Here is a 12699-nt window from a genome sequence, read left to right on the forward strand (position 1 = left end):
ATAAATTAAATTATGAATAATATTAAGAATATAGCTATGGCTTCATTGGTATGTTTAGGTAGTTTGGCGGTAGATGCGCAGGTTGCTCCTGCAATACCTTCTGATCCTGAGATTGAAGCAAATATCCAAAGATGGTTGAAGAAAATGACTTTGGAGGAGAAAATCGGTCAGATGTGTGAAATTACAGTGGATGTAGTTACTGATTTCCCCGGTAGCAAGAACGGATTCAAACTTAGTGAAGCTATGTTGGATACCGTGATAGGCAAATATAAGGTGGGCTCTATATTGAATGTCCCTCTCAGTGTAGCTCAAAAGAAAGAAGTATGGGCGTCTACCATAAGACAGATTCAGGAAAAATCCATGAAAGAAATAGGAATACCATGTATTTATGGTGTCGATCAGATTCATGGGACAACATATACTTTGGATGGAACATTGTTTCCTCAGGGGGTAAACATGGGAGCTACATTCAATCGCGCTCTTGTACGTCGTGGAGCTGAAATCTCTGCTTATGAAACAAAGGCAGGATGTATTCCATGGACATATGCTCCTGTTGTGGATTTAGGGCGTGATCCTCGTTGGCCACGAATGTGGGAAAATTATGGTGAGGATTGTTATCTGAATGCGGAAATGGGTGTTGAAGCTGTGAAAGGTTTTCAGGGAGAAGATCCGAATCATATTGGTGAATATAATGTAGCAGCATGTATGAAACATTATATGGGTTATGGTGTTCCGGTTTCCGGAAAAGACAGAACCCCTTCTTCTATATCCCGTACTGATATGCGTGAAAAGCATTTTGCCCCTTTCCTCGCGGCTGTTAAGGCAGGTGCATTGTCTGTAATGGTCAATTCCGGTGTTGACAATGGAATGCCTTTTCATGCAAATAAGGAATTATTGACAGCATGGTTGAAAGAAGACTTGAATTGGGATGGTATGATAGTTACAGACTGGGCTGATATTAATAATCTTTGCACTCGTGATCACATAGCAGAAACGAAAAAAGAGGCTGTAAAGATAGCTATCAATGCCGGAATTGATATGTCAATGGTTCCATATGAAGTGAGTTTCTGTGATTATCTCAAGGAACTGGTGGAAGAGGGAGAAGTTCCTATGAGTAGAATAGATGATGCTGTGGCCAGAGTGTTAAGACTGAAATACCGTTTAGGATTGTTTGATAATCCATATTGGGATATTAAGAAATATGTTAAGTTTGGATCAGAAGAATTTGCTTCTGAAGCCCTTCGTGCCGCTGAAGAATCTGAAGTCCTTCTTAAAAATGAAGGTAATATTTTACCTTTGAAGAAGGGTACAAAGATTTTGCTTGCAGGTCCTAATGCTAATTCGATGCGTTGTCTGAATGGCGGATGGTCGTATAGTTGGCAGGGACACCGTGCGGATGAATTTGCAGGTGCTTATAATACAATATATGAAGCTTTATGTAATGAATTCGGTAAAGATAATATAGTTTATGAGCCTGGTGTTACTTATGCTCCATATAAGAATGATAACTGGTGGGAAGAGAATACTCCTGAGATAGAAAAATCTGTAAAAGCTGCGGCAGGTGTTGATGTTATTATTGCTTGTATCGGTGAAAATTCATATTGCGAGACTCCTGGAAATATGAGCGATTTGACATTATCTGTTAATCAGCGTAATCTGGTCAAGGAATTGGCCGCTACAGGTAAACCGGTAATACTTGTATTGAATCAGGGAAGACCGAGAATTATAAATGATATAGAGCCTTTGGCTGATGCTGTAGTGAACGTTATGTTGCCAGGAAATTATGGCGGGGATGCATTGGCTAATTTATTGTCAGGTGATGCAAACTTTAGCGGTAAGATGCCTTTTACTTATCCACGCTTTATCAATTCTTTGGCTACATATGATTACAAACCTTGTGAAAATATGGGTCAGATGGGAGGTAATTATAACTATGATGCAGTAATGGATGTTCAGTGGACTTTTGGATATGGCTTGAGTTATACAACTTTCCAATACAGCAATCTAAAGGTTAATAAAACAGAATTTATAGATTCGGATGAACTGGTATTTTCTGTTGATGTAACTAATACTGGAAGTGTAGCAGGTAAGGAAAGTGTGCTTCTATACTCAAAAGACCTGGTAGCAAGCAGTACTCCTGACAATATTCGTCTGCGTAATTTTGATAAGATTGAATTGGCGCCTGGTGAAACAAAGACTGTTACTTTAAAGTTGAAAGGAAGTGATCTTGCTTTTGTAGGATATGATGGAAAATGGCGTCTTGAGAAAGGAAACTTTATAATTAGGTGTGGCGATCAACGTATAGATATCAGTTGTACTAAAACAAAAATATGGGACACTCCTAATCGTTGAATTAAATAAATCTTAGCTATATAGAACGTGGAAATAAATAAAATTCCACGTTCTTTTTTTGTATATATTTCAATTTATTACTCAAGTAGTGGAAAAATTGTTCCATGATGTTCTCAAAATCATTTATACCCAGATAATAAGTCAATTTTTGAAACTCTTTAATCAATATTTCCCACATCATATATAAGTGTTAGTGCTACTTTTGCTTCAAACAAGTGGATGAAATGTTAACTTTTTCATTTGGTGATTAACGCAAAAGATGTTTTTACAGAAGAAATTTTATTTGAAGAAAAACATATACCTAACAATCTTAAAATTATGAGTAGTAATTTTTTTGAAAAGAAAGCAGGCTTGTTGTTGATAGCAGGCGCATGTAGCTTTCCTTCTTTCGCTCAAGAGAGTGCAGTTAATGGATCTGTCAGGGATGCATCGGGTGAACCATTAATAGGTGTAAGTGTACAAGTGAAGAATACAGGACTTGGTACAATTACAGATATTGATGGTAATTTTAGTTTGCCTAATGTAAAAGCAGGTCAGACTTTGATTTTTTCGTATGTCGGTTATAAAACAACTGAGGTGGAAGTTAAAGAAAATAATTCTTCTTTGATTGATGTTGTTTTGCATGAAGATACCGAAGTTCTGGATGAAGTCGTGGTAATCGGTTATGGTACTGTTAATAAAAGAGATTTGACCGGAGCTGTAGCTTCTGTAAGTTCAGAGAAGATAGCAGCAGTGCCAGTGTCAAGTGCGGCTGAGGCTTTGACTGGTAAATTGGCCGGTGTAAACATTACGACTACAGAAGGTTCACCTGATGCGGAAATGAAGATTCGTGTTCGTGGTGGAGGATCTTTGTCGCAGGATAACTCTCCGTTGTATATCGTTGACGGATTTCCTGTTTCAAGTATCAGTGATATTGCTCCTTCTGAAATTCAGAGTATTGACGTATTGAAGGATGCGTCATCTACTGCTATTTATGGTGCCAGAGGTGCTAATGGTGTAATAATTGTTACTACAAAAAGTGGAACAGAAGGAAAAACACAGGTAGATTTCAATGCTTCTTACGGTTTCAAGAAAGTTACAAAACTGGTAAAAGTATTAAGCCCGTATGATTATGTGGCTTATCAGCATGAACTTGGTTCTACAGATTATGGAAATTATTCGGATTTGGATATCTGGAGATCTGTAGAAGGTGATGATTTTCAGGATGAAATTTTTGGACGTACAGGTAATCAGACTCAGTATAATGTGAATGTCAGTGGAGGTAGCAAGCAGGTAAAATATAATGTAAGCTATGCTCACAATGACGAAAAGAGTATAATGTTGGGATCTGGTTATAATAAAGATAATATCAACGCTAAGATTAACGCTGAGTTAAGTGATTGGGTTTCATTGGATTTCAATGCCCGTATGAGTTACACTATCATTAATGGTTTGAGCGGTGGTGCCGATACCAATGAATCTAATGCAGCCAATTCAATTGTTGCAAATTCGGCTCGTTTCCGCCCTGTAGAACCATTGACAACAAATACTGATGACGAGGAAAATAATACAAGTACACAAAAGAATCCTTTGGAACGTTTGTTGGCTACATATAAGAAAAGATCTACACTTAATCAGAACTATAACGTTGGTCTGAACTGGAAACCATTTAAGAATATTACAGTTCGTTCTGAGTTCGGATATAGCTGGAAGTATGATAATACAGATCAGGTATGGACTGCTGATGCTGTTCAGAATTCAAAATTAGGTTATAACGGTCAGCCTCAGACTGTGTTTAACCGCGATGTGACAAGAAACTGGCGTAATGCAAATACTATCACTTACGATAATAAGAAACTGTTCAGTGGTCGTGACCATTTGAATGTTCTTGTGGGACATGAAGTAAGCAGCAGTCAGGAAACTACATTGGAAAACACATCAGTGGCATTCCCTGCATCAATGACTATAGAAGAGGTATTGGCCAATATGGGTTCAGGAACAGCATTGCCAAATCAGACTTATATAGGTATTAAAGATAATATGGTTTCATTCTTCGGACGTGCCAATTATACTTTAATGGACAAGTATCTGATGACTGTTACAGTCCGTGCCGATGGTTCAAGTAAATTTGCCAAAGGAAACCAATGGGGTGTATTCCCTTCTGCTGCATTGGCTTGGCGTATTTCTGATGAGGATTTCATGAAAGAAAGCTCTGATTGGTTGTCTAATCTGAAACTTCGTTTAAGTTTTGGTACAGCCGGTAATAACCGTATCAGCTCAGGTTTGATGTATAGTACTTTCTCTTTGTCTGACAATACATCAAAAGCTCCTTTCTTCGATGAAAACAGAGTGTCAATGTTGGAACACGGAACTACCTTGTCTAATCCTGGATTGAAATGGGAGACAACTATTACGCGAAATCTTGGTGTGGACTTCGGCTTCTGGAATAATCGCTTGTCCGGTTCTGTTGATGTATATTGGAATACTACAAAAGACCTGTTGATGCAGACTGAAATACCTTCAAATACAGGTTATTCATATCAATATCAGAATTTTGGCAAGACTTCAAATAAGGGTGTTGAATTGTCAATGAATGCAGTTATACTTGATAAAAAGAAAGCAAGCTTGAACTTCAACTTCAATATCTCTTATAATAAGAACCGTATTGATGAACTGAATTCTGATAATCCATGGCAGCAGGTTTATAAATGGGCTGGTAGTACACTTGCGAAATATGAAAACTTCTGTGTTGAAGAAGGTGGACGATTGGGAGAAATCTGGGGATATAAGACAAATGGTTTCTTTACAGCTTATGATCCTGTTTCAAATCCTAATGGAGAACTTGTGTTGAATGGTACTAGCTGGGCTTTGAGAGAAGGTATAACAGATAACAGCAAGTCTATTACTGGAGGTACATTGTATCCTGGAGCCTTGAAGCTGGAGTGTGATGAAAATGGTGAACCTCTCAAGCAAAGACTAGGCAATACAATTGCTCCGGTAACAGGTGGTTTTGGTTTCGACGGAACAATCGGTAACTTTGACTTTAATCTGTTCTTTAACTATTCGGTAGGAAACAAGATTATCAATGGTACAAAATTGGCTCTTTCATTTTATTCGGGTTCTGCCAGAGGATATAATATAAATAATGATTTCTCATTGGCAAACGGTAGATATACTTGGATTGATCCTGCTACAGGTATGAACCTTGGACGTCCATCTCCAAATACAGTTGAAGCTTATGGAGGAGCAGAAAATCTGGTTGCCAGACTTAATGAGATAAACGCAGGTGCAACAATCTATAATCCGGCTGCTGTAACTACAATGCAACTTACGGATTATGCAGTAGAGGATGCATCGTTCTTGCGTGTAAATAACATAACTGTAGGTTATACTTTACCAAAATCTTGGGCTAAGAAAGTGTTTGCTCAGAGAATAAGAATTTATGCTACAGGATACAATCTGTACTGTTTGACAAATTATTCAGGAGCTGACCCTGAAGTGGATACAACCAGCAAAAAGAATCCTATGAATCCTGGAGTTGATTATGCTGCATACCCTAAGAGCCGTTCTTTTGTCGGAGGTATTAATGTTACATTCTAAAACCATTTAAAACAGGAAATTATCTTATGAAAAATATAGTAAAAATATTTGTTTTGGCTACTGGAGCGTTGACTGTTTCTGCTTGTTCTGATTTTTTGGAGCAGAACTCTCCTTCGGATTTGACTTCTGAAACTATATCCCAGTCTAGCTATTACACAGGTCTGACTGTAAATAAAATATATGGTGACCTTACAAATGACATAACATATTCACAGGCTATTCCTATAATATGGGGACTTAATTCTGACTGTGAACTTGTTGACGGATTGGGAGATGATGCTGTCAATCCAACCAGCGAGCGTGGTAATATGAATTTCAATGCCAATCCTGCATGGTCTAAACTGAGTGATATGTGGAGCAAAATGTATGGCGCCATTGAAAATGCCAATCTTACAATAGAAATGGTAGAGAGCAGTCCGTTGATTGCTGCAGATAATTCTGAAGCAAAGACTATGTTAAGATATAAGGGTGAGGCGTTGACATTGAGAGCGATGCTTTATTTTGACATGATTCGTTTCTTCGGTGATATACCAATGAAACTCGAACCTACACAGTCTGACTTGAGTAATGCATATCTTGCAAAGACTGACCGTGATGTAATAATGGATACTTTGATGGTTAACCTGAAAGAGGCTATAGAGTATTTGCCATGGGCAGGTGAAGTGTCAAACTATACAACAGAGCGTATAACAAAGGGTTATGCCCACTCATTGTTAGCACAGATTGCTTTGACAAGAGCAGGATGGGCTATACGTGAAAAGGCTAAAGACGGATATGAAACTGCCACATATACAGATCCTACATATCCTACCCAGCGTTGTGATGCAGATACTCGTAAAAAAATGTATGAGTTGGCTCTTGAACATTTGACAGCAGTGATATCTAACGGTACTCATAAATTGAATCCGTCTTTTGAAAATGAATGGTACTTGCTTAATCAGCGTACTCTTGATCAGACTTATAGAGAAAACATCTTTGAGATTCCTATGGGATTGGGTGTAAGCAGTGAATTAGGTTATACAGTTGGAGTGCGTATCAATGGTGCCAGTGCACAATATGGTGCAAAAGGAAACTCTTCCGGTAAGATGAAAGTAACTGCACCATTCTTCTGGTCGTATGACAAGAAAGACCTTCGCCGTGATATAACTTGTGCACAGGTTCAGTTGAAAGAAGAAGATGGCGTATTAAAAGAGAGCTTTGTAGGTAATGCTCCATTCGCAATATATGTTGGAAAATGGGATATCCGTAAGATGAACGAAGAGTGGAGACAATCCGCAATAGCAACCGGTAATGCTAAATGGATGACCGGAATTAATGTAGTCCGTATGCGTTACTCTCAGGTGTTGTTGATGTATGCTGAAGTAATGAATGAGCTTGCAGGTCCTGATGGAACTTATGCCGGTTATGCCGGTCTTACAGCACGTCAGGCTTTAAAGGAGGTTCATTGTCGTGCATTTGCTGATGCGGATAAGGCTGATGCAGAAGCTTATGTTAATAATATTGCCGCTACTCAGGATGCCATGTTTGATGCTATTGTAGATGAAAATGCCTGGGAACTTGCGGGTGAAGGTGTTCGTAAGTTCGACTTGATCCGTTGGAATATATTGGCTGAGAAAATCAATGAATTCAAAGATGAATATGTCAGCCAGATGCAGGACGAAACAAACGGTTATCCTGAAAAGATTTATTTTAACTATACTGATGAGTCGAAGACAAAAATTGATTTGTCAAGTGTTACATGGTATGGACTTCCTGATGGAAAAACAGATAAAGATTATGATGATAGCAAAGATTTCTTTGGAAAGGAAAGAACTGATGCTTCACAGAAGAATCTGTTGATTAATCTTCCGTCAATATCAAGCGGATTGGTCGGTGATAATGTAGAAGTGATAAATCGATATATCCTTCCTATAGGTTCTACTACAATATCTGCTGCTGGAGGTACATTGCATAACTCTTATGGATACTCAGATTGATTTTTTGTAACCTAATAATTAAATAGAAATGAAAGACTTAAAATATTTTGCAATAGCCGGATCGTTTGTGTCTATGCTTGCATTGGGAGTAACCTCGTGTACAGATGCCAATGACTGGGACGTAGATAGCTCATATGATAGAGTGTTTAGTGTACAACAAGATAAAATATCTGTGTCGGAAGAAGCAACTTCTGCCGAGGTTTCATGGACTAAGGTTAAAGGTGCGGAGAATTATATAATAGAGTTGAGTACTGACAGCCTGTATGATGAAATAGAAATTGGACAGAACGGGGCGATGGTTTTTGGATTGGAAGAACTGATTACAGAAAGCCCTTATGTAGTAAACGGACTTGTTCCTGATACAAAATATTTCCTTAGAATAAAAGCTGCTGCTGAGAGTAAAAACGATTCTAAATGGTCTTATCTTTCAGATTATAGTTTTACCACTAAAACTGAGCAGATTTTTGAATCTATTACAGGTAATGACTTGAAAGCAGAAAGTGTTACTCTACACTGGGAAGCAGGAGCTGATGTGGAACGTATAGATATAACTGATAATAATGCAACCTTGGTCGTTTCATATCCTTTGTCAGATACTGAAAAAGCAGAGGGTACAGCTACTATATCTGGCTTGACTCCATTGACATCTTATGTAGCTACTTTATATCTTGGCGAAACAAAACGCGGTGTACTTGAATTTACAACTACAGCAAAGGTACCTGATGCAGATTTCACTTATAATCTGGCTGCCGGAGACTCTTTGAATAATGCTCTTCTGGTTGATCTTCAGGCACAGGGCTATCAGACTGTAAATGTAACATTGGCTTCAGGAGCAGAATACTATAATGAAGGTACATTGACTATTCCTGATGGCTTGTCTGTAACATTCTTCGGTATGCCGGGAGATAATCAGGCTATAGTTGGTGTTAAGAACTTCGAAATTGGAGGTACTCATGCATTCGTAAACTTTGAGAACGTTGAATTGACTGGAGAATATGGTGATTATTTGGTAAATCAGAGTGATGAATCTACTGTTGGAGCATTGAAATTCAATAACTGCTTTATACATGATTTAAAGAACTCTCCTGTCAGACTGCAAGGCTCAAGTGCAAAAACAATTACAAACCTTTCATTTGAAAACTGTATAATATACGGTGCCACAAGCAGAACATATAGTTTGGTTCATGTAGATGCCGGCAGCGGTAAAGGAAAAGTAGAAAATATAAGCTTCAAGAAATCAACAGTAGTTTATACAGGTAAGAGTTTTGTTTACTGTAAAAACACTAACTTTACTTCATTGTTGATTGAGGATTGTACTTTGAGTAAGGTTATGGGAAGCGGTGATTATTTACTTGATTGCGGTAGTGACTCTTATGGCCCATCTGAGGGTGTTACAATAAATAATACTATTTTTGGAAGTACTTCTACTGAATCAACTAAGGGAGTACGTGCTTCAGGTGATGTGAAGGTAGATAATTCATATCAGACAAAAGACGTTTACTTTACAGGTAACAAATTCACTGGTTTGACTGATTATGAAGGAACAGAAACACAGTTGTTTAAAGATCCTGCAAACTTTGATTTCACAATAATTGATAACAGTTTTGCAGGTAAGGATAATTGTGGTGACCCACGTTGGTATATAAAATAATTTAGTTTTATAATTAGCGACAAGGGATATGTCGGTTGGCATATCCCTTTTTACTTATAAATAGTTATAGTTATGGCAAAGTTGTCTATTATTATATTTTGTTTTATGTTTGTGGGATTATCTTGTTCTAGCAATAATCCTAAATTGGGTAATGATGGTATAGATATTCCTGCTGATGATAATAACTCAGATGATGGAACCTCTGATTTGCCTGATTATCAAGCTCCAGACAGAACAAAAATAAAATCATTTCCTGGTGCATACGGAGCCGGTGCTTATACGGTTGGTGGTGCCGGTGGAAAAGTGTTGATAGTGAATTCCTTGAAAGATGATGGTTCGCAGGGAACATTGCGCTGGGCTGTCAATCAAACAGGTAGCCGTACCATTGTATTTGCTGTAGGTGGTATTATCGAACTGGAAAGTGAACTGGCAATCAGAAATGGAAATCTTACTATTGCAGGACAGACAGCCCCCGGTGACGGTATATGTTTAAAAGGACATCCGGTTTCTATAAAGACTGATAATGTGATAATAAGATTTATAAGATGTCGTATGGGGTCTGATAAACTGACAGCCGATGAGGCAGATGGAGCTGATGCAATGTGGGGTAAGGGGCATAGTAATATAATAATAGACCATTGCTCTATGAGCTGGAGTACAGATGAATGTTCGTCATTCTACGATAACTCTGACTTCACTATGCAGTGGTGTATAATAAGCGAAAGCCTTGCACGTTCCTTGCATGATAAAGGAGCTCATGGATATGGAGGCATATGGGGAGGAAATCACGCAACATTCCATCATAACCTGATTGCTCATCATAGCAGCCGTACTCCTAGATTGTGCGGAAGCCGTTTTACTGGAAATCCTGATGATGAAATGGTGGATATAAGGAATAATGTATTCTATAACTGGGGCCCTACTAATGGAGGATATGCAGGCGAAGGTGGCTATTATAATTTTATAAATAACTATTATAAACCGGGGCCTTCAACATCAACAAAGAAAGGACTTGTCAACCGGATTTTTCAGCCTAACGGAGATGACGGCACACAGAAAAACAAGAAAGGAGTGTGGGGTAAGTTCTGTCTGAAAGGCAATTTATTTGATGATACATGTCCGTATATGACGGATGATATGAAATCGCTGATTGTTAAGGTAAACTCTGATAATTGGGAAGGATTGCATCCAAGGGTTACAGATGATGTTCCTTTACCTAATAATGATAAGTCTGAGATTCAGTCGGATAAAGAGTTTGAAATATCTTCGGATGTTGGTGAAATAACACAATTGGCCAATGATGCATATAATAGTGTGTTGTCATTGTCGGGGGCCTCTTTAAAACGTGATGCTGTTGATAAAAGAATTGTGGATAATGTTCTTAAAGGCAATTTTACAGCAAATGGCAGCAATGGAAGTACAAACGGTATAATAGATAGTGCGGAAGATGTTGGCGGATGGCCTGTCTATGATGGCGGAACTGCTTTGGAAGATTCTGACAAAGACGGGATGCCTGATTCATGGGAGGATGAACATGGACTTGATAAAAATAAGGACGATAGTTCAAAATATAACTTAAGTAAAGAATATACTAACCTTGAGGTTTATTATAATAGTATTGTTGAAGATTTATATTTAATACAAAAATAAAAAGTTATGATTTGGAAAGGCATTTTTAGAGGTCTGTTTGGTTTGCTTTGTCTTAATGTGATGACAATGTCTGTTTCTATGGCAAATTCTTATCCGACTCCTGACAGAACAAAGGTCCCGGCTTTTCCTGGTGCAGATGGTGCCGGTAAATATACAACAGGTGGTGCAGGTGGAACTGTTTATACTGTAACATCGCTGGATGACGATGGATCGGAAGGAACATTGCGCTGGGCGGTCAACAAGAAGGGTCCGCGTACTATTGTCTTTGCAGTGAGCGGTATAATTGGGTTGAAGAGCCCGCTGAAAATCTCAAACGGTGATGTGACTATAGCAGGCCAGACTGCCCCAGGTGATGGTATATGCTTGAAAAACTATACTTTCGGAATTCAGGCCGACAATGTGATAGTGAGATTTATACGTTCACGTATGGGAGCTGATATCGTTCAGAAAGGCGACGATGCCATGAATGGATTCAAGTATCACAAGAATATAATAATAGACCATTGTTCTGCAAGTTGGAGCACCGATGAGTGTGCTACGTTCTATAATAACAGCAATTTCACTTTGCAGTGGTGCATCTTAAGTGAAAGTCTGGCAAACTCAATTCATGAAAAAGGCGCTCACGGCTATGGTGGAATCTGGGGAGGACAAGGAGCTTCTTTCCACCATAATCTTCTAGCCCATCATACTAACCGTACTCCTCGACTTTGCGGTAGCCGCTACACTGGAAAACCTGACGAGGAAAAAGTGGAACTGTTTAATAATGTGATTTATAATTATGGTAGTGACGGAGCGTATGCCGGCGAGGGAGGTTCGTATAATTTTATAAACAATTATTATAAACCGGGGCCATTCACAGCTACAAAACCATCATACAAACGTTTGTTTACGGCGTATGCCGATGATGGAAAGAATAATAATGTGAAAGGTGTTCATGGTGTATTCTTTTTCAAGGGTAATTACATTGACCCTACATGTCCTAAGTTATCTGATAAACAGTGCAAGGATATAAAGCTTGTAAATAAGGATAATTCTTTAGGACTGATAATCAAGAATGATTTTGCTCCAGCAGGTGAGGTATTGGCCAAGAGTCCTTTCATGATTGCAGAACATAGTTCTTTGCAGTCAGCCAGTGACGCTTTTGTTTCTGTCCTAAAATATGCCGGAGCATCTTTACGTCGTGACTCTCATGATGAACGTATAGTAAGGGAAGCTAAAGAGGGTACTTATACGTTTGAAGGTTCTCATGGCAGTACTAACGGAATGATTGACCAACCGTCAGATGTCGGAGGTTGGGGAGAATACAGACAGACTACTGCTCCTATTGATTCGGACGGAGATGGTATTCCAGACGAATGGGAGAAAAAGAACGGATTGAATCCTAATGATCCGAAAGATGGGGCTATATACAGTCTTGATTCTTCATATACTAATCTGGAATTATATATTAATGGACTGGTAGAACATTTATTCCCTGGATTATAACTAAAA

Annotated in this window: 6 protein-coding genes; all 6 read left to right on the forward strand. The window is 38.5% G+C overall.

The window, feature by feature from the left end; genetic code table 11:
* The first annotated feature begins 12 nt into the window (after nucleotides 1–12).
* The 6 genes from H6A61_RS02185 to H6A61_RS02210 all read left to right on the forward strand — a co-directional run bounded on the left by H6A61_RS02185 (nucleotide 13) and on the right by H6A61_RS02210 (nucleotide 12693).
* Nucleotides 13–2352, forward strand: coding sequence for a glycoside hydrolase family 3 N-terminal domain-containing protein (locus tag H6A61_RS02185; RefSeq protein WP_204390598.1), 2340 nt, complete (start codon nucleotides 13–15; stop codon nucleotides 2350–2352).
* Between the two features lie 318 nt (nucleotides 2353–2670).
* Nucleotides 2671–5931 (forward strand): SusC/RagA family TonB-linked outer membrane protein, encoded by a 3261-nt coding sequence (locus tag H6A61_RS02190; protein ID WP_204390599.1) that lies wholly within the window; start codon nucleotides 2671–2673, stop codon nucleotides 5929–5931.
* Nucleotides 5932–5957: 26 nt separating this feature from the next.
* The gene (locus H6A61_RS02195; RefSeq protein WP_204390600.1) at nucleotides 5958–7907 is read left to right on the forward strand and encodes a RagB/SusD family nutrient uptake outer membrane protein; all 1950 of its coding nucleotides are present in this window, start codon (nucleotides 5958–5960) and stop codon (nucleotides 7905–7907) included.
* Nucleotides 7908–7935: 28 nt separating this feature from the next.
* Nucleotides 7936–9558, forward strand: a complete 1623-nt coding sequence (locus H6A61_RS02200) for a fibronectin type III domain-containing protein (RefSeq protein ID WP_204390601.1) — start codon at nucleotides 7936–7938, stop codon at nucleotides 9556–9558.
* A gap of 72 nt (nucleotides 9559–9630) precedes the next feature.
* Entirely contained in the window at nucleotides 9631–11208 is a 1578-nt protein-coding gene (locus H6A61_RS02205) for a pectate lyase family protein (RefSeq protein ID WP_204390602.1), read from the forward strand.
* A 60-nt stretch (nucleotides 11209–11268) separates the two neighbouring features.
* Nucleotides 11269–12693 carry a pectate lyase gene (locus H6A61_RS02210; protein WP_204390654.1) on the forward strand — a complete coding sequence of 475 codons (1425 nt, stop codon included), beginning with the start codon at nucleotides 11269–11271 and terminating at the stop codon, nucleotides 12691–12693.
* Nucleotides 12694–12699: the final 6 nt, after the last annotated feature.

The sequence above is a fragment of the Bacteroides caecigallinarum genome (assembly GCF_016901995.1).
Taxonomy (GTDB): Bacteria; Bacteroidota; Bacteroidia; order Bacteroidales; family Bacteroidaceae; genus Phocaeicola; species Phocaeicola cellulolyticus.